General features: G+C 43.5%; 20 protein-coding genes and 1 pseudogene. 9 read left to right on the top strand and 12 right to left on the bottom strand.

What is annotated here, in order from left to right:
- The first annotated feature begins 11 nt into the window (after window positions 1-11).
- Window positions 12-305: a TIGR03792 family protein gene (locus tag QUB51_RS21680; RefSeq protein ID WP_333055914.1), complete on the top strand. Its 294-nt coding sequence runs from the start codon at window positions 12-14 to the stop codon at window positions 303-305.
- Window positions 306-542: 237 nt separating this feature from the next.
- Here the strand turns inward: QUB51_RS21680 and QUB51_RS21675 are convergent, their stop codons facing one another.
- From QUB51_RS21675 to QUB51_RS21665, 3 genes are all read right to left on the bottom strand, one after another.
- Entirely contained in the window at window positions 543-755 is a 213-nt protein-coding gene (locus QUB51_RS21675; protein WP_106147613.1) for a hypothetical protein, read from the bottom strand.
- Window positions 739-1,014 carry a BrnT family toxin gene (locus QUB51_RS21670; protein WP_333055915.1) on the bottom strand — a complete coding sequence of 92 codons (276 nt, stop codon included), beginning with the start codon at window positions 1,012-1,014 and terminating at the stop codon, window positions 739-741. Before QUB51_RS21670 ends, QUB51_RS21675 begins: the two co-directional genes overlap by 17 nt.
- 122 nt (window positions 1,015-1,136) lie before the next feature.
- Window positions 1,137-1,403, bottom strand: a complete 267-nt coding sequence (locus tag QUB51_RS21665; RefSeq protein WP_194011533.1) for a prevent-host-death family protein — start codon at window positions 1,401-1,403, stop codon at window positions 1,137-1,139.
- 26 nt (window positions 1,404-1,429) lie between these two features.
- Here QUB51_RS21665 and QUB51_RS21660 point away from each other — a divergent pair, with 26 nt between their 5' ends.
- Together QUB51_RS21660 and QUB51_RS21655 are read left to right on the top strand one after the other, a co-directional pair.
- Window positions 1,430-2,020: a papain fold toxin domain-containing protein gene (locus QUB51_RS21660; protein ID WP_333206935.1), complete on the top strand. Its 591-nt coding sequence runs from the start codon at window positions 1,430-1,432 to the stop codon at window positions 2,018-2,020.
- A 42-nt stretch (window positions 2,021-2,062) separates the two neighbouring features.
- Window positions 2,063-2,431 (top strand): hypothetical protein, encoded by a 369-nt coding sequence (locus tag QUB51_RS21655; protein ID WP_194011531.1) that lies wholly within the window; start codon window positions 2,063-2,065, stop codon window positions 2,429-2,431.
- Window positions 2,432-2,577: 146 nt separating this feature from the next.
- Here QUB51_RS21655 and QUB51_RS21650 read toward each other — a convergent pair whose 3' ends face one another.
- From QUB51_RS21650 to QUB51_RS21635, 4 genes are all read right to left on the bottom strand, one after another.
- Window positions 2,578-2,982, bottom strand: coding sequence for a type II toxin-antitoxin system VapC family toxin (locus QUB51_RS21650; protein ID WP_333263273.1), 405 nt, complete (start codon window positions 2,980-2,982; stop codon window positions 2,578-2,580).
- Window positions 2,983-3,036: 54 nt separating this feature from the next.
- Entirely contained in the window at window positions 3,037-3,324 is a 288-nt protein-coding gene (locus QUB51_RS21645; protein ID WP_228042137.1) for a hypothetical protein, read from the bottom strand.
- A gap of 79 nt (window positions 3,325-3,403) precedes the next feature.
- The gene (locus QUB51_RS21640; protein WP_194011529.1) at window positions 3,404-4,090 is read right to left on the bottom strand and encodes a hypothetical protein; all 687 of its coding nucleotides are present in this window, start codon (window positions 4,088-4,090) and stop codon (window positions 3,404-3,406) included.
- Window positions 4,087-5,745, bottom strand: coding sequence for an HsdM family class I SAM-dependent methyltransferase (locus QUB51_RS21635; protein WP_194011528.1), 1,659 nt, complete (start codon window positions 5,743-5,745; stop codon window positions 4,087-4,089). Before QUB51_RS21635 ends, QUB51_RS21640 begins: the two co-directional genes overlap by 4 nt.
- Window positions 5,746-6,022: 277 nt before the next feature.
- On the opposite strand from QUB51_RS21635, the gene QUB51_RS21630 reads away from it, so the two are divergent.
- The gene (locus QUB51_RS21630) at window positions 6,023-7,432 is read left to right on the top strand and encodes an ATP-binding protein (protein WP_333263258.1); all 1,410 of its coding nucleotides are present in this window, start codon (window positions 6,023-6,025) and stop codon (window positions 7,430-7,432) included.
- Between the two features lie 5 nt (window positions 7,433-7,437).
- Here QUB51_RS21630 and QUB51_RS21625 read toward each other — a convergent pair whose 3' ends face one another.
- Together QUB51_RS21625 and QUB51_RS21620 are read right to left on the bottom strand one after the other, a co-directional pair.
- Window positions 7,438-7,734 carry a hypothetical protein gene (locus QUB51_RS21625; protein WP_333374641.1) on the bottom strand — a complete coding sequence of 99 codons (297 nt, stop codon included), beginning with the start codon at window positions 7,732-7,734 and terminating at the stop codon, window positions 7,438-7,440.
- 26 nt (window positions 7,735-7,760) lie between these two features.
- Window positions 7,761-8,141 carry a hypothetical protein gene (locus QUB51_RS21620; protein WP_333231173.1) on the bottom strand — a complete coding sequence of 127 codons (381 nt, stop codon included), beginning with the start codon at window positions 8,139-8,141 and terminating at the stop codon, window positions 7,761-7,763.
- Window positions 8,142-8,202: 61 nt separating this feature from the next.
- Between QUB51_RS21620 and QUB51_RS21615 the strand changes: the two are divergent.
- From QUB51_RS21615 to QUB51_RS21605, 3 genes and pseudogenes are all read left to right on the top strand, one after another.
- A pseudogene (locus tag QUB51_RS21615) lies at window positions 8,203-8,349 on the top strand (ATPase); the annotation flags it as partial.
- A 276-nt stretch (window positions 8,350-8,625) separates the two neighbouring features.
- The gene (locus QUB51_RS21610) at window positions 8,626-9,102 is read left to right on the top strand and encodes a type II toxin-antitoxin system antitoxin SocA domain-containing protein (RefSeq protein ID WP_333231171.1); all 477 of its coding nucleotides are present in this window, start codon (window positions 8,626-8,628) and stop codon (window positions 9,100-9,102) included.
- The gene (locus QUB51_RS21605; RefSeq protein WP_333055923.1) at window positions 9,083-9,517 is read left to right on the top strand and encodes a hypothetical protein; all 435 of its coding nucleotides are present in this window, start codon (window positions 9,083-9,085) and stop codon (window positions 9,515-9,517) included. Before QUB51_RS21610 ends, QUB51_RS21605 begins: the two co-directional genes overlap by 20 nt.
- A 98-nt stretch (window positions 9,518-9,615) precedes the next feature.
- Here the strand turns inward: QUB51_RS21605 and QUB51_RS21600 are convergent, their stop codons facing one another.
- A complete protein-coding gene (locus tag QUB51_RS21600; RefSeq protein WP_333055924.1) occupies window positions 9,616-9,747 on the bottom strand; it encodes a hypothetical protein in 132 nt (43 codons plus the stop codon).
- Window positions 9,748-10,314: 567 nt separating this feature from the next.
- On the opposite strand from QUB51_RS21600, the gene QUB51_RS21595 reads away from it, so the two are divergent.
- Window positions 10,315-11,151, top strand: a complete 837-nt coding sequence (locus tag QUB51_RS21595; RefSeq protein WP_333055925.1) for a hypothetical protein — start codon at window positions 10,315-10,317, stop codon at window positions 11,149-11,151.
- A gap of 181 nt (window positions 11,152-11,332) precedes the next feature.
- Window positions 11,333-13,435 carry a M3 family metallopeptidase gene (locus tag QUB51_RS21590; RefSeq protein ID WP_333055926.1) on the top strand — a complete coding sequence of 701 codons (2,103 nt, stop codon included), beginning with the start codon at window positions 11,333-11,335 and terminating at the stop codon, window positions 13,433-13,435.
- Window positions 13,436-14,568: 1,133 nt separating this feature from the next.
- Here the strand turns inward: QUB51_RS21590 and QUB51_RS21585 are convergent.
- Entirely contained in the window at window positions 14,569-15,828 is a 1,260-nt protein-coding gene (locus QUB51_RS21585) for a glycosyltransferase (RefSeq protein ID WP_333055928.1), read from the bottom strand.
- Window positions 15,829-16,521: 693 nt separating this feature from the next.
- Window positions 16,522-17,481 carry a DUF362 domain-containing protein gene (locus QUB51_RS21580; protein WP_333055929.1) on the bottom strand — a complete coding sequence of 320 codons (960 nt, stop codon included), beginning with the start codon at window positions 17,479-17,481 and terminating at the stop codon, window positions 16,522-16,524.
- Between the last annotated feature and the right edge of the window lie 11 nt (window positions 17,482-17,492).

Raw genomic sequence — 17,492 nt, 5'->3', positions numbered from 1 at the left:
TAGGAAATAAGATGGTAATTGAGTGGCTAAAATTTAAAGTACCTCAAGAAAAGTGGGAGCAGTTTATTCAACGAGATCAGGAAGTTTGGACGGCGGGACTAAAAAGTTGGGACGGTTTTTTAGGCAAAGAAATTTGGGTAGATCCGGTGGAAAATGAGGTGGTGATGTTGATTCGCTGGGAAACTAGGGAGAAGTGGAAGTCGGTTCCGCAAAGCACAATAGATGAGTTGGATGCCCAAATGGGCGATTTGCACATTGCGATCGCCGAAAGTCGCGAATATCAAGTTCGCAAGTTTTTACATTAGTTAGTCACCAGTCAGTTGAGCGTGGTAATTTTTGAAAGATTAATCATGCGTTTTACCTTGATTGTACCGCAGACATCGATTTGGTATTTGGTGTGAAGGGCGATCGAGCTGGGTACAATCATCGCAGTGTTTGGTATCTGGTGTTAGGGGCGATCGCACCACCCCTTGCTTTCCACCTATGCAACCACAGATAACCTGGAAACTTTCGGATCTGATTTGTTGTGCTCTATGCGCTACCTAAACAGTGACAGACTTGGCAATTTTTGCCAGCAATCGCAACGCTTCATTGACAGAAGCTGAGTCTCGAAATATTTCTGCTACGTCTGGATCGAGAATCACAACATTACTTGATTTCATATAGGCTTCATAGTATTTGCCACGGACACCACCTGAAAAATCGTATTCAGGTCTCATCTCGTCATTAATTGTTACTTCAGGTTCCTGACTCATAGCTTTTTCTCTCTTGTCGGGTGGCTAAACGGGCGCTGATTAAACGCACTTCACCTTGTCGTTCTGTATGGGACACAACAAAAAGGCGCTGTAAATTTGATTGACCGATCGTTAAAAGACGGAACTCACCTACAGAGTGGTTAGGGTCAGAAATTGTAATAGCCAGTGGATCTCCGAAGACAGTGACAGCTTCTTCAAAAGACACACCATGCTTTTTGGCATTACTAATCGCTTTGTTTGAGTCCCACTGAAACTTCATAGATCTATTGTACTCTCAAGCAGAAGAGGGAGGTTGGCAATTGCCTAGCTTACTTCTGTATTTTACTATTTAGGGCAAAATGGCGAAAATCAAAAATGTCAATGTGACTGACTTCTAGGAACTCATAGACTCTGAGGAATGTTGAACTGCTGCTGTAGCGCTGTCATGGCTTTCTCGACTGGGATTCCTTCACCTCGATCGAAGCTTTCGAGTCCTTTGCGAATGCCGATGATAGCTTCGAGGTAGTCGATTCGTTCTAGCAGTTGTTCGTAGGTATTAAGTTGGGGGTTTGGAGTGGATTTTAGCGATCGTACCAAACTGAGAAGATCCGCAAGCAGTTCGTCAGGGGTGCTATCTATTTCTTGGATGAGGAGTTCTTTGATGGTCATCGCGGCATCTCACGAGGATTGATACTTTGATTGTAACGGCGATCGCTATTAGTTTTGATGGGCGATCGCACTTGGTAGAATCATCGCAGTGTTGGGTATTTGGTGTGAAGGGATCTCGCGATCCCTTGGACAAGCCTTGCAAGAGCGCGATCGCACGCTACGCAATCTGCCCGCTCAATGGCAATGATTTTGAGATATACTTGTACCTAAATATAGGAGGTAAACTTTACACTTTGAGTTTAGATCCGAGTAGTTTAGATGAAATTCGAGAAGATATCGCTAAAATTGCCAGTCGCTATGGGGTCTTTCAATGTGTTGAATGCAGTCAGGCTATCAAAGAGTTCTTGACCATCAGAAACCTAAATGGTAAGCAGATTAAACTGGATTTAGAAAGGCAAGACCTACCTTGGTCAGTGATTTATGATTTACGACGACAGCAGCAAATTGCTACTAATGGCTACCATCAAGGGATATCAATTACAATCGACGAACAGGAAATTGTGTTTGATAATATAGATTGTAGTGGCGTGAATCGGCAGGAATGGCTACAAAATTTAACATCACCTACTCTGGAACTGGGTATGGGAAGTTTTAAGATTATAGAAGAGGAATTTTGAGCAGCAAAACTTACAGTTATTTTCAAAAAAATGAGGTGAAAAATGCACGATTTATATACGCTAATTGAGAAAATTAAGAAAGCTCCTTCAATGTACTTGGGACGACATTCAATTATTTGTCTTCAGGCTTTTTTATCGGGTTACAGCGTTGCTAAATATGAGTTAGGAGAACAGCCAACGAAACAAGATAGCGATTTTATGCAGTTTCCTGAATGGATACGAAAAAGATTCAACCTGCAGACTAGCCAATCTTGGGCTAACGTCATTCTGTTTTATTCAGAGGATGAAAGCAAAGCACTCGATCGGTTTTTTGAGCTGTTAGATGAGTTTATCGCTCGGAAGTCTTCTGCTGACATTTTAGACGAAGGGGGATTGGATATGGAGGAAAAAGTGCAAGTTTTCAGGAGTTGATAGAAAGGGCGATCGCACTCCGTAGAATCATCCTACTGTTTGGTATTTGGTGTGAAGGGCGATCGCTCTTTCATTTTAGGCGATCGGTCATCAGAAACAAGAAAGGGCGATCGCTGTTTGTTTTGATGGGGCGAGATCCTTCCTCCTTACTCTGGCGATGTTAAGATCCAGGATTCCAACTCAAATGGCTGAACTGCTTGAATCCGTTGGAAGTCTCGATCGGCCGTCACTAGGGTGAGTTGATGCTGGATTGCAACGGCGGCAATCCACAGGTCATTTTCGCCGATGCCCAATTGAGTCATGTTGGTTCTACGGCGTTGGGCTTTGTCTTTTGGGGCGTAGCGATCGAAAACTGCCGCTTTAAGATTGCCGTAAATTTCGGCGGTGGTTTCGTCGATGGGGTAGATGTATAGCCCAAGCAGGAAGCGTTGAACTAGGGCAAGATTTACCTGTCGTTGTTGCGATCGCGCCGCCATGTCAATCAGTTCACCCTTGACGATGGTGCAGGTGGCGATCGGCTCATCCCCAAGGTTAGCGAGGCGATCGAGTATTTGAGTGTTGCCTAGTAGGGCATAACTACAATGGTTGGTGCCCTTGAAGAAACATTATTCAAAGGGATTGGGGCTGTAGTCAAATTCGGTTTCGCCGCGTGAGTTTTGGACGGCTTCTAGACATTCTTGGAAGTCGTCACCTGACCAAGTGCCGATTGTCTTGAGGTGAGCGAGGAAGGATTTAGCAGATGCAATCGAAGGTTTGGTGGAGAGAGATGTCACGAAGGTGAGGGCTTCAGCAAGCCTTGTGCTGGGCAAAGCTTCGATTGCTTGGAGGAGTTGTTCTTTGATGGTCATAATGGTGTGCGGGGGTTCTTGACTTATGGGCGATCGCTCTTTCATTTTAGGCGATCGGTCATCAGAAACAAGAAAGGGCGATCGGTCTTGATGCGCTATCGGGCGATCGCACTTCCACGTTGATCTAAACTGGAAGCTTGGTCTTGAGGTGTACAAGGTCTTCAAGCTGTTCACGAAAGACTCTAACTCGCTCAAACAAGGTTTTTCCAGTGTCTACTAAAGCTTTGGGAGGAGCACTGACTTCTAGATTGGCGATACGCCCCTTAATTGCCATCCGAGCATAGAAAAAACGCCATCTTTGCCTGTTAATCTGCACCACAAACCAGAGCAAATCGTTGAGGCTCATCTTGTACTTGGGCAACAAAACCCGAACTGAACTGCCACCGTTGCCCCTTGCCATAAATGACCAGGGCTGTAACGCTGCTTTGCCAAAAGCAGTAATCGTGATGCCGCCTTGCTCAAACACCTCCTCTGGAACAGGATCAATCAAGCTGATAATGCTGTTGGTCGAGTCACCACTACTTATATAGGGAATCGCGCCTTCAATGTAATTTTTTTCACCTATCGAGCGTCCATTCTTAATGTCGAAGTATTTGGAAAGTGTTCCATGAGTTCCATAAGGTAATTCATTACCGTCATCCTCTTCATCTGCAACCCCAAAATCTTCAAGAACAACATCAGCCAAGTCTGGCATCAAAGTCACCGCTTCAAAGATGCCGCGCATAGCTTCACTTCGTAAACGTTCAAATTCGCGTTCTGAGAGTTTAGGTTGAGGTAGCCATTGTTGTGGACTCCACTCGATATTGCTCATGGGAGAATGTCACATCCTTCTACGACTGTGACTAATTCAGAAATCACCGTTTGACCTTTCATAAAAACATGAAATTGGTTGACAATCTCATCAATCTGATTGCCTGCTCGTTCCACACGCTTACCCTTAAGCTTTTCATATCCATCATTCCAAATTCGCGCCATGAATATTTTGTCAGTTGAGGCAAGAGGTACATGAGCTTCAGCAACCATGATCGAGGTTGGTGCAGCAGTCGGGTAAAATAAGTCTTCAGGAAGGCTAATCATGGCGAGGAGTTTATGTTTGAGTAGAAAACGTTGTCGCCATGCGTTGTGATCCATATCGGCGAAAATTCCAGCATATACAACTACAGTCAATAATCCACCTGGTTCTAGTGCATCCATTGCTCGGTCAACAAATAGATACTCCGGCTCCTCGTCTTGGGAAAACGGCGGGTTTAGAAACGCTCTAGTGCATCTACGATTTACAATCGAGAATATATTTTCGTCAAAGCAGCTTTCGTTATAAATATGACTTTTACCATCTCCTCGAAAGAACATATTGAGCATCGAAAGCGCCCAAACAGTCGGATTAGTATCAAAACCAATAATTGAATCTTTGACCTTCTCAATTTCAGCAGCACTACGAGCTTGTTGCATCATGGCATCAAATGCAGCAACGAGAAAACCGCCTGTACCCGCAGCAATATCAATAATCCGATCTCGTACACTAACTCCAACTAATTCGGCACACATCCGCGTAATATGTCGTGGTGTGAAAACAATTCCCAGGGCATTGTTATCATAGCCATAACGCAAAAATGCTTCATAGAACATTCCCAAAAAATCAGCATCCGTTTGTATGACTGAGCGAACATTGAGGCGTTTTAGTGTATTGACTACTCGACCAATATAAGGAGAAAGGCGATTAAAATCTGCCCCGGATAAACGAAGAGCATCTTTGAGTCGTTGTTTATTTTTATCTGGTAATTTGTGGGCGCCATTAATAGCACTTTCAGCTAGTGTATTAACTGAGGATAACGCATTAGTAGGAGTTGTATCAATTTGTCCCTGGTACATAGCCAAAACTAAAGCACCAATCACTTTAGGACGAAGTGGAGCTTCTATTTTCGCAGTGCGTAGAATACGACTTGTTTCAATTGCGGCATCAACAAACTCAGCTTGTGATGGTACACTAACTTTTGTTGAGCCATTATCGGTTTTCAGCGCAATTTCAATTTCTGCTTTGGTTGGAAAAGTAGTTAGGGCGAAGCCATGTGAAGTGAGAGAAATCCATCCCTGATGAGTCAAAAAAGAAACACTGATCTCAAACCCTTTATCTTCTTCTCCCGCAGCACCAACCGCTACTTTGATACTGTATTTACCTGTTGCATTGATTTTTTCAGCGTAATCCTCTGCTTCCTTTTGTGCTTGTTTTAGTTTACCTGCTTCGTTTTTTGCCTCGACAATAATCGTGGGATCACTTACCAAACAGAAAAGAAAGTCCGGGCGTTCGCCTTGAAGACCAATATTATGGAAATAAGCCTCAATTTCTTGCTCCTCTAAAACATCTCCTCCGCTACTAACGTGACGCAGATCCCAACCACGACGTTCAGCTTCACGCCGAACATAATAACGACAACGATTTTCCGATCTTCGATTTTGTTTTGGAGCCATGCACTGTTAACAAGCTAACTATTAATGAGAACGCAACTGCGCTCTAACACACTGTTACAAGGTATAAAACTGCAAGCGTTAAATATCTCAATTTACGCTTTAATACTTCTCCTATTTTCCTTGGCAATCAAAGCTTTGTCTAGCCAAAAATGCTGGATTTTGTTGGCAATTTTGTTGGCTACTCCAACTCGCCTTATGTAAAAAATGTTTGTAAATGCCAGAAAATGTTGGAAAATGTTAGGTATAATACGGAAAATCACAACATCCACCATACTGCATGAATCTTAAGGAAGTGTTAAAAATGGCTGACGAGATGGTGTTTGCCAAAACCGGTCAGCACCTCGATAACTTACAAGAGGCAATTCTGCGAGGTACCATGCAAGGTGAAAAATACACCAAAATTGCCGATGATATTCACTGTAACGAAAGTTATGTGAGGGATGTTGGCTCAAAGTTATGGCCGATACTTTCAGAAGAGTTGGGAGAAGATGTTAATAAAAAGAATTTCCGATCGGCAATAGAGAGATTGCAATTCTCCTTATTCTCATCAAATGTTGCACAAGACTCTGTGCAAATTAGGAATATTAGTTTTTGTGGAGAAGGTAGACACCCGCCAGATATACCAAACTCACACCCACCAAATCAGGAAACAGCTAACGCAAAACCAACCAAAACTTTACATCAAGATTTAAGCGAGATGCCGGAGTTGGGTAATTTCTACGATCGCACCCCCCAACTCGACACCCTCACAACCTGGATTATACAACAAAACTGCCGCCTCATCACCATCACCGGTATCAGCGGAATCGGCAAAACATCCCTAGCAGTACAACTCGTACAACAAATCAAAGACGAGTTTGAATACGCAGCTTGGTACACACTAGACGAATTTCCCACCATCGATAAATTTCAATCTAACCTAACACAGCTTTTTTCCCAGTCAGAAAACCCTGATTCATCCCCAACAAACCAGAAACGCTTACCGCTGATTAAGTATTTACAAAACCATCGCTGTTTAATAGTCTTGGATGACGTTCACAACCTTTTCTGTAGCGGCGAATTGGCAGGAAAATATAAACCAGACTACGAAGAATATCGCTCTTTATTCAAACAAATAGAAAAATTATCCCATCAAAGTTGCTTTCTGCTAATCGGTTGGGAACCGCCGAAAGAAGTTCCTCAACTCACAAGCGAAAATACTCCCATTCGTACCTTACAACTCACTGGTTTAGACACTGCGACCGCACAGGAAATCCTCAGAGATAAAGGATTAGCTGAAAGCGATAACTGCGAAGCACTCATTCACCGCTACCAAGGCAATCCCTTATGGTTAAAAAGCGTGGCGACTTTGATTCAAGAGTTGGGAATCGGCGCGAGTGAGTTATTAATAGATGATACCATATTGTTACCCGAAGATTTGAAAGATGTTTTACAGCAGCAGTACGATCGCACTTCCGAACTCGAAAAACAAGTCATGTCATTGTTGGCGACAGAAAACCAGCCAGTCAACGTCGCCACATTGCTACAAAATGCACAAAGATCATCATCCGATTTGCTAAACGCCTTGCAATCTCTATCGCGGCGCTGCTTGATCGAAAAACAGGAAAGTCTTTACACTTTGCCACCTGTACTAAAGCAGTATATCAAAACTAGACGATCGCACTTAACAAACATCGACAGTGAATAAACATTTCAAACAACACCGCTTGTCAACTCTTGTTTCCTCAAATTCGGCAACAATGCCAAAACATCCAAATACCACCACCAACGCTGAGGTGTAATCTCCTCAAATTTGCGCTTCTGCATTAAATCCACAAATCTCGACAACTCCTCATAAAACTCCCTTGCTTGTTCAACTAACCGTCGATCTGCATTTGCTAATACACCTTTCTCTTCCTCACTCAGTTGAGATTCAACTTTTGCCAACTCATCTCTAAGTTGCAACATTTCTAAATGTTCAGCCCCACTCACATCAGGAAATTCAACCATTACACAATAGTTTTTTACCAAAGTATTCATAACAAATCCTTAACTAAACCTACATAAATAAACATTGAATTAGCCAGGTAGCTTTCCGGTTCCTTTGGAGGAAAAGCCGTTTCTAAAACTCCATCCAAGCCCATCATTACCAGCCATATTGTGTTGTTTACACTGCTGGTAACTGTCGGATAAAACGTTTCTCCGTAGACATACACATAAACTTTAGCATCAGCATTCCTAACAATAAAACTGATAAGTCTATTATATTCTTCAAGGGTCGCGTCCGGCCCTAAATGGCCTAAATTAATCCTTTTGAGTAAATGAGACATTGCTTTTCCAGGTTTCCAGAGAATTCCGTCTCTCACCCGCTCAATTGCCTGCACAACCTCTAATTGCCTACCTTCGTCAAAAATCAACTTTAACCTTATCTGAGAAAAACTGAACTGCAAACAAATATATCATAACCTATTGGGCATTATGGCAAAATTGCTACAAAACGGACAAATATCATCATCAGATTTGCTAAACGCCTTGCAATCTCTATCGCGGCGCTGTGCGAGCGAAAAACAGGAAAGTCTTTACACTTTGCCACCTGTACTGAAGCAATATATCAAAGGGTTGTAACGGAGATGTCGCACCAATATCAATAAGGGGCTTTTTCGTGGGTGGGGGCGGGTTTACGAGATTGTTCGTTTTAGGCAATTATTGTTGGTGAACCCGCCCCTACAAATTTTTGACAGAGGGTAAGATTTCAGTTATACCCAATCCGGCTTAAACACCTCCTTTATTTCTTAGTCTGCAGAGGCAGACTTTGTTTGACAAGAAGCGGTTTCAACCGCCCCATCATAAAGAGTGGTGACTGTGCTATCATAGAATACAAAACTTATTGAGTCGAGTTATATGACCACAATAACTACAGTCACAACAGCCTCAAAACTCGCTGATTACTACCTCTGGTTCGCGAATGATGTAGGCTCCTATCTCAGCAACCACAAGCTACAAAAACTATTGTACTACGCCCAAGCATGGTATTTAGCCTTTGAGGATACACCGCTTTTTGATGAAGATTTTGAAGCTTGGGTGCACGGGCCGACTATCCCGGCTTTATTTTATGAATACAAAGAACAATTTGACTGGAAGCCAATTCTGAAAGAAGTCGAAAAACCAGAGTTTCCCAAAGAAGTACAAGAGTTTTTAGACGAGTTATCCGACGAGTATTTCTTTTGCGATGCCTATGAGTTAGAATTGATGGTGCGCCGCGAAGACCCTTGGATTAATGCTAGAGGTGATTTGCCAAAAGATGAACCTTCTCATGCTATTATTACCAAGGAATTAATGAGAGAATTTTACAAAACCCGTGTCATCGAAGAAAATTAAAAAAGCAGATATACGCCGCCAGCCATCTTTATCTAGCATCAATCGTCTGGATGTAAAAATACCGGAAGGAATTAGTTTTTCTTTCCGGTATTATCAGGATGATAAAGATAAGTTTTCCATTGGCGGTAGAGATGCTAAGTATCTAGCATCTCTATTGAGAAGGCTGCGCGATTTGTCACAATTGAATGCTCAAGAAATTATCAATAATCAGAGTAAAAGTCTGCGCTGTCATGGCATAGTTTGGAAAAATACTACTCAACCTAATGGCTTTGGCATTCCCAATGAAGACGAGCTAGTAAATGTTCCCTACCAGTTTCAAATATCTGCTAATGAATACGGCAGGGTGCATGGCTTTTTTAGTGAAAATGTTTTTTATATTGTCTGGCTAGACCCAGACCACAATCTTTACAGTTGAAATTATGATAAATTTTGAAAAAAACACAATATTCCACATTCCCGACAACTTCGGCGAAATTGGAAATCTAAAAAAAGAACGTTACTCATCAGTCATTTTCAGGACTTACGCATCAAAGCCAAAGAAACCGGGTTTTTCAGGGAATCTGTGGCTGCGACCAAATATTCTCGCAAAAAACCCGGTTTCTGGGACACCATGCGTCCAGGACTAATTTTAAGAAAATTTTGCATAGAGAGCTGAAATAAAATTCACGCTTAAAAAGCCTACTCCTAGTACGAGAATGATAAAGATGGCGATACTGAAAATAGACTTTAGCCGATCGCCAATTCCGGGTTTTTCTGAATTCATTGGTCAATTTTTACAGTAAATTGGAGAGGGGGAATTGAGAAAGAGTAGATTATACCAATGGGCGAACAAAAAGGCAACTCCCGACAAGCTCCAAACGACGATCGCCCTGAGTAGGTCGCATTTTTTAACTTTTAATCTAAAATCTAAAATCTAAAATAGTCTTAGGCATTTTTCGGTGAGCCTGGGCAGCCCGAAGTCGATCGCCCGAACCCGATCGCGCTAACTCCTGTAAAATAGAGGGCGCGTGGGGGCGAAGCTTTTAACAGCCGAAATTAGGGGCGATCGCCACAGGCTCCCAAATACATAATAATATGTCAGTCATCCTTAACTTACTCACAAAGGTAAAAATAGAAGAGTGCCAAGAAATAATCTAAAACATATAACTGAAAAAAGGATAGAAATCGATGCTCCACCCAGTCTCGCAACCTTACCCACAACGAGCAAATACTATGACCCAAAGAGCCGTGCGGAAGCCAAAACCCTCTGTTGCAAACCACTTGAGACCAAGTTTTCCTCAAAGGCACTGGCTGGAGATGGCAGAGTACGCCTCTCTGGCGGCCTCTGGTGTGGGTTCCCTGGCGGTGGCAGTGTCGGGTCAAGCTTTTTACGGGGTTGCTCCCCTAACTTTGGCTTTGTCGCTGAATGTTGCTAACCGGTATCGGTTCGAGCAGCAAGTGCGGGTGCATCAAAATTCGGAAATGGCCCAAGTCCAAAAGTCTGTCAATAAAGTCGAAAAAACGGCGGTGACGGTAATTGTTAAATTACGCAAGCAGTTGTCTGCAGATATTGCAGCGCTGCGCCAGCAAATGGCTGCACTACCTAGGCATGAGGCTGTTGAGGAGTCGATCGATATTCAGCGGCAGTTACTGAGTTTAGGAGAGTCGGTAGCTTCTTTGCAAGAAATCGTGGCGTCTGCTGTGCTCGATGTCCGCCAGCAGGTGAGCGAACAACTGCAAGATTTATCGGTTGGCCAACGGGCGAATCTCCAAGCTGTGGAACAGGCTATAGAGCAACTGCAAAGTGCGACGCAAGGCTTGGCAGAAACTTCTATCACCAGAGACGACTGGGAAGTAGTAAATACTAGATTTTTGGAAATCCAGAAAGTCATGGCCAATTTGCAAAGCCAACTGCAAGCTCCCGCACACCAATCGAGTGCGGATTTGTCGATTGTCCAAGCTCAAATCCACCGTTTGGAACACGAGCAGCAAGAAGTTGTCAAACCTCACCTCAAGCGCTTAATCTCAGTTGTCAAGGAGTTGCAGCACACACCAGAGAACCGTCAGTAGTCATTAGTCAGCAGTCATTAGTCATCAGTCAGAAGGAATACTTTTGCCCTCGGACACGCTCGACACTCTCCGACTCTCCGACTCACGCCCGATCGAGTCCTACTTTTTCGACAACTGTGTTAAAAGATTAAAAGCTAATCTGTCTAGTTCAACTGTTTTCAACCTGTTACAAGAAAAATCAATGACTGCAACCGTAACTATTGCTGATAACCCGTTACTAATCGGTCAAGGATTGCCCCCATTTGACGCGATCGAACCACAACACGTAGTCCCCGCCATCACCCAACTGCTGACCGAACTAGAAGCCTCGCTAGCTGCCTTAGAAGCCTCTGTAGAGCCGACTTGGAGCGGCTTAGTAGAACCATTGCAGCGACTCGGAGAGCGTTTAAATTGGAGCTGGAGCATTGTCGGACATTTGATGGGCGTGAAAAATAGCCCGGAACTGCGATCGGCTCACGAAACAGTGCAGCCGGAAGTAGTAAAATTTTGGAGCAAGCTCAGTCAAAGCAAACCGCTTTATGAAGCTTTTAAAGCGCTGCGGGCAAGCGAAAATTGGGACAGCTTAGAGTCAGCTCAAAAGCGAATTGTCGAAGCCGCTCTCCGAGACGCCCAACTCTCCGGCGTCGGTTTAGAAGGCGAGCAAAAAGATCGTTTTAATGCCATTCAATTAGAATTGGCCGAAATTACTACCCAGTTTTCTAATCACGTCCTCGACGCTACCAAAGCATTCAGCATCACCCTCACAAACAAAGACGAAATTGACGGTTTGCCACCGAGTTTGTTGAGTTTAGCAGCTCAAGCCGCTCGCAGCGCGGGCGAAGAAAATGCGGATGCCGAAAACGGCCCTTGGCGGATTACTTTAGACTTTCCGAGTTACGGCCCTTTCATGCAGCACAGCACCCGCAGTGACTTGCGCGAAAAGTTGTACAAAGCTTTTATCGGCAGAGCAAGTAGCGGAGAATTGAATAACTGGCCGTTGACCGATCGCATTTTAGCTTTGCGCCAGGAAAAAGCTGCTTTGGTAGGGTTTAGCAGTTATGCCGAATTGAGCTTGGCGAGCAAAATGGCTCCCGATGTTGCAGCAGTGGAAGCTTTGTTAGAAGAATTGCGTCAGGCTAGTTATGATGCTGCTGTCAAAGATTTAGAAGAATTGAAAGCTTTTGCTGCCGAAAAAGGCGCGGCGGAAGCTGGGGATTTGAAGCACTGGGATATTGGTTTTTGGTCGGAACGGCGCCGGGAAGAAAAGTTTGCTTTTAGTGCCGAAGAATTGCGGCCTTATTTTGCTTTGCCACAGGTATTAGAGGGATTATTTGGATTAGTAAAGCGGCTGTTCGGTGTGACAGTAACTGCGGCGGACGGTCAAACTCCTGTGTGGCACAAAGATGTGCGCTATTTCCAAATAGATGATGCAGCAGGAAATACGATCGCCAATTTCTATTTAGACCCCTACAGTCGCCCCGAAGAAAAGCGCGGCGGTGCTTGGATGGACGAGTGCGTGGTGCGCGCTAAATTTGTGGAAGCGGGAAAAACAACCACGCGGTTGCCGGTGGCTTATTTGGTGTGCAACCAAAGTCCTCCGGTTGACGGCAAACCGAGTTTAATGACTTTCTTGGAAGTCGAAACTTTGTTTCACGAATTCGGTCACGGTTTGCAGCATATGCTGACAACGGTAGACTATCCGGGGGCTTCGGGCATCAATAATGTTGAGTGGGATGCGGTGGAATTGCCCAGTCAATTTATGGAAAATTGGTGTTACGATCGCGCGACTTTGTTCGGGATGGCAAAGCATTACGAAACCGGGGAAACTTTGCCGGAACACTACTACCAAAAACTGCTAGCAGCGCGCCACTACATGAGCGGCACCGTCATGCTCAGGCAAGTACATTTTAGCAGCGTTGACATCGAATTGCATCACCGCTATCGATCGGGCGGCAACGAAACTGTGGCCGATGTCCGCAACCGTATCGCTAAAACTACGACTGTTTTGCCTCCTCTGGAAGAAGACGCATTTTTGTGCGCTTTCGGACACATTTTTGCGGGCGGGTATGCGGCGGGGTATTACAGTTATAAATGGGCTGAAGTGCTCAGCGCTGATGCTTTTGCGGCGTTTGAGGAAGCGGGTTTGGAAGATGAAAGTGCGATCGCATCTACAGGCAAGCGCTTCCGAGATACAGTGTTAGGATTGGGCGGCAGTTTGCACCCGATGGAAGTGTTTAAAACTTTCCGGGGACGCGAACCGAGCACTAAAGCTTTGTTGAGACACAGCGGTTTAGTTGCTGCTTAATCTGGCTTAATCTAATCTGGAATAATTGGGGATTAATGCGGGTGAATTTCTTTGCATTAATCCCTGTTTTTTTGTTGAATAAGATTTGGGCATATGCTGTATGTTTAGGGTGTTTATACAGCATATTCCATGTATATGTAGTACACACTATCTTGTAGTAAATAAGGTGCGGATACACCCATCAATCTGCAAGTTCTATTTAAAAGGTCGATAAAACTTACAGATTGACGGGTGTATCCGCACCAAACAGCAGGCGATCGCTCTTCTTGTGTGTACCACATCTACATGGAATATGCTGTATCTCAAATGAGTTCAAAAGAACCACTCTTGACACGATGATCCTTTATATCTTGCCCTTAAAGTCAAGTACAATTTATCCCAAATTAGATGAGCTTACCCTGCTGTTTCAACCCCCATACAGTCCGGAAGTAAACCCCATAGAATGACTGTCGGGCTACGTAAAAAAACATTGAAATGGTTGAGATTTGACCAAATAGAAGAGTTGAGAGCAGCGGAGAAAAAATAGTTAAATAAGTTGACGTTGGAAGTTATTGCTTCTTTGAGGGGATGGAAATTTATTTGATAGGATATCTCTGTAGCAGGACTTTAGGAAATTGGTAAGCAGTCGCGCATTTAAATTGTATATTCAGGGCGGGCAGGACGCCCATCCCACAAGACTTTGATTTTTTTTTGACATACAATTTAAAGGCCGCAACAGCTTATAAGTCGGCGCTTTAAAACGCCACTATGTAAACGATGTAAAATGTCTAAATGATCTCTACTGGCTAACTTAAGCCTATTTACATACTGTTACAGTATTCGGTTTAATCCCGCCTACCTACTTAAAACCCCTGTTAGTTTTGCCAGTTCCGGTGGAAAGGAAAATGAGTTGGTCGCTCCATTGTTTATAGTTGCTGTGGGATCTGATAGTTGCCAAGAAAATGTAACCCACTAAAGAATACTTGATAACCTATGGAACAAGTGCGATCGCCCAGTCGAGTTGGATGCTATTAAGTTTGAGAAAAACATCTAAATCTAATGACGATCGCTCGCCTCAACCATTGCCTTTACAAAACCTCCGATTTCCGTGGCTACCTTAATGAAACCTGTCTCAATCATAGGCAGAAGGATTCTTAAGGCAGTTGACTGTACGCCAAAACCATATCGGGAGCATCACATACTTGACTTTCGGTGACTGGATTAGGCCGCGTTGAGTAGGCAATAGCGTGCATATGTTTTACGCGAGCTTGAAAAGTCTTCTCAAATGTGTGCTGTTGAGCAAACTTGAGGGACTTGAACGACATCGATTTAATTTCTTCCCGGTTGTGGCTGAGTTCTGCAATTTTCTTCGCCATCTGTTTAGGCTGATTCATTGGCACAACCCATCCCGTCTCCGACATTTCTGCAATTCCCTCGAATGCTTCGTTAGCATAGCCAACAATCGGCACGCCAGCAGCCATAGTTTCTATGTAAGTACAAGAAGGATCGCCCTGCCGGTGACAGCAAACAAACAAATCAATATTGTTCTTCACAAAGGGGAAGAAATCTGTTTTAAAGTCAGGCACTCCAAGCATTTTTACACAATCATTAAGTTGATTGGCCGCTATTTGCTGGTGCATCATCTCTTCTAATTCACCAATACCACTGATGAACATTTCAAATTTCACCTTCAGTTGTTTGAGTTCTTTAGCGACCTCAAGTAAATGATCTGCTCCTTTCATCTTAATTAGGCGACCTGAGAATACTAGCCGCAGAGGCATATCTGGAGAGCGGTTTTCAGTGCGCCGTTCAATATCAGCTTCTGTTGCTAACATATCCTCGCTAATCCGCGTGTCAAAGAAAAACTGTGGATTGCGATTGATATGCTTGTATTCTTGGTAAGTAGGGGTGCCGTTGCACTGCAATCCATCTGCCATTGCGATTGCCTTGCGCTGCTTATATTCCTGAATGTAAGTCCAAATAATTCTTCGCAAACGGAGCAAGGGATTGCTCGTACTCACATTCACGATTTGTTTGCGAGTTTTCAGACTGTATTCGGAAACGTAAATACACGGTACTCCCGCTATTTTACACACTTTACTGATATGGTTCTGTCTGTATTCCGGGGCTGCCAATACCAGCGAACTCTGATGCTGATGTAGTAAAGCTGGGGTGATTTTGTCAAAAGAAATTATTTCCAGTTTGAATGGCAATTCATCAAGTTTGAATATTTTTGAATCTATCTGGTCGTTGTCTTTTTTCGTTTCTTCCATCATCACCGTAATAGATCCCGACCAATACTCGGCTAACTCACCAACTGCTTCAATCAATTTGCGGGTGAGTAAAACTTCACCGTTTGGCAAAAGCTTTACTTTGAGTGGCTGTACGATAGTCAGATTGTTGTTAGTAAGCATAGGTTAGGGACTCCCTGATTGTAAGTTTTTACGGTTGATGCGGTAGTGAATCTTTGCTGTTCTTGGCAAGGGCTGTTTATCAATATAACAGACATTTACCGAATTTTAATTTCGCCGCCTGATACGAGAAGCATTTCAGACTCGGTTTCGGAGATATCTAATACTTAAGATTGATTCAGCAACTGGATTAGACCTTTATTATTTAATGGGAGGTCTGTTTGATATGTAGCAATCATCTGCGATCTACGTATAAGTGTCAATAATCTTTTCCGAGCTTTACTAAATCTTTATAGTTTAGGGGTAAATTATAAAGAAAAGTGCAATTTTAGGGTGAATTTGGTTAAAGCAATGGCTGTTCTAAGTATTTTTACTTAAGTAAAATCATCTAACTAGCAAGAATGAGCGCGAGTTGCGAATACGGCGATCTCAATGCTTTAAGTAAGTCGATGGGAAAAAACGCCCCTAGGTAAACGAGGGCAAAGTCTCCAAATGCTCTCTAATGGCTGACTTAAACCTGTTTACATGGTGTTACATTATGCGGTTTAAGCAGGTCTACGTAATGAAACCATAGATTTATAACAAATTTATTATAAACTTTACATAAATATATATCTTGTAATATAATAATATTTTTTGACAATTACCCTGGCGAAGTAGAAGGAGTAAAAAAAATTTTTACCCCTTCTGTCTTCGCTAATGCGAAGCCTTGATGCTGAACTTTTCTTTTATAAACCGGATATAAAGGTGCTTGAAAGCCGACTTCACCACGCGGGGCATACCAAAGTCGATCGCCATCATGCTTTCGGGCAACTTCCAATCCAAAACCTTGAGATTTTCCGGCTGCAAAAGCGGAAAATCAATCGCCTCTAAATTCGAGCAAAGCCCCAATCTCATCGCCGCAGCTACAGTGGGAACCGCCTCCGGATCGGCATTAATAATTTCCACTAAAGTTCTGTCCAAAGCAAACACATCATCAGAGGCGGCCAAAATTCCCAAAAACTTAGGTTCGCCCCCACTTGGCCCGTTACCTTCGTGACCGATAATTCCATCCAAAATCGTCAAATTTGGGTTAATTGCCCGAGCAGTTTCTACCAGCATTTCACCGAATCTGGCGCTATCTTTGCCAGCTTCCATGTGCCACCAAGCCTTCATTTTGCCGGGAACGCAGCCGAACAAATTTTTCACGCCCATTGTCACCGTTAATTGAACGTGAGATTTGAGTTTGGGCAAATTAATCACTACATCCGCTTCCATTGCTTCTTTGCAAATTCGCAGATGATTGAAATCTTTGCTGACTGTTTCGTAGCGTTTTCCTTGAAACTCAACAACTGGCAAATTCAGTTCTTCCAACAGAGGCAAATAACCATTAGCTTTTGCCACACCCATCGCGCTACCAAAAGCCGGACTATCGCCTAAAAAGGGTTTTCCTCCCGCCTCAATGACCATTTTAGCGACGCAGTAAACCAATTCTGGGCGGGTGACACATTCTTTTGTAGGGCGAGAACCGGTGAGGAGATTGGGTTTGAGTAAAACCCGATCGCCCGATTTGACAAAAGCCGAGATTCCGCCCAAGGGTGCGAGCAAACTTTCTAAAGATGTTTGTAAAATTTGGCGATCGTAGGAATTGGCCTGAATTAAGCTAACAGCAGACATAATTATGAATT

The organism is Microcoleus sp. AT8-A3, from assembly GCF_036705675.1.
Lineage (GTDB): Bacteria > Cyanobacteriota > Cyanobacteriia > Cyanobacteriales > Microcoleaceae > Microcoleus.
This window is presented reverse-complemented; position numbering and strand designations above follow the sequence as displayed.

Bases quoted from the DNA above. Each gene is read 5' to 3' on its own strand.
- QUB51_RS21680 (WP_333055914.1), top strand. From the start codon at position 12: ATGGTAATTGAGTGGCTAAAATTTAAAGTACCTCAAGAAAAGTGGGAG.
- QUB51_RS21675 (WP_106147613.1), bottom strand. From the start codon at position 755: ATGAGTCAGGAACCTGAAGTAACAATTAATGACGAGATGAGACCTGAA.
- QUB51_RS21670 (WP_333055915.1), bottom strand. From the start codon at position 1,014: ATGAAGTTTCAGTGGGACTCAAACAAAGCGATTAGTAATGCCAAAAAG.
- QUB51_RS21665 (WP_194011533.1), bottom strand. From the start codon at position 1,403: ATGACCATCAAAGAACTCCTCATCCAAGAAATAGATAGCACCCCTGAC.
- QUB51_RS21655 (WP_194011531.1), top strand. From the start codon at position 2,063: ATGCACGATTTATATACGCTAATTGAGAAAATTAAGAAAGCTCCTTCA.
- QUB51_RS21645 (WP_228042137.1), bottom strand. From the start codon at position 3,324: ATGAAAGAGCGATCGCCCATAAGTCAAGAACCCCCGCACACCATTATG.
- QUB51_RS21640 (WP_194011529.1), bottom strand. From the start codon at position 4,090: ATGAGCAATATCGAGTGGAGTCCACAACAATGGCTACCTCAACCTAAA.
- QUB51_RS21635 (WP_194011528.1), bottom strand. From the start codon at position 5,745: ATGGCTCCAAAACAAAATCGAAGATCGGAAAATCGTTGTCGTTATTAT.
- QUB51_RS21630 (WP_333263258.1), top strand. From the start codon at position 6,023: ATGAATCTTAAGGAAGTGTTAAAAATGGCTGACGAGATGGTGTTTGCC.
- QUB51_RS21625 (WP_333374641.1), bottom strand. From the start codon at position 7,734: ATGGTTGAATTTCCTGATGTGAGTGGGGCTGAACATTTAGAAATGTTG.
- QUB51_RS21610 (WP_333231171.1), top strand. From the start codon at position 8,626: ATGACCACAATAACTACAGTCACAACAGCCTCAAAACTCGCTGATTAC.
- QUB51_RS21600 (WP_333055924.1), bottom strand. From the start codon at position 9,747: ATGCAAAATTTTCTTAAAATTAGTCCTGGACGCATGGTGTCCCAGAAA.
- QUB51_RS21595 (WP_333055925.1), top strand. From the start codon at position 10,315: ATGACCCAAAGAGCCGTGCGGAAGCCAAAACCCTCTGTTGCAAACCAC.
- QUB51_RS21590 (WP_333055926.1), top strand. From the start codon at position 11,333: ATGACTGCAACCGTAACTATTGCTGATAACCCGTTACTAATCGGTCAA.
- QUB51_RS21585 (WP_333055928.1), bottom strand. From the start codon at position 15,828: ATGCTTACTAACAACAATCTGACTATCGTACAGCCACTCAAAGTAAAG.
- QUB51_RS21580 (WP_333055929.1), bottom strand. From the start codon at position 17,481: ATGTCTGCTGTTAGCTTAATTCAGGCCAATTCCTACGATCGCCAAATT.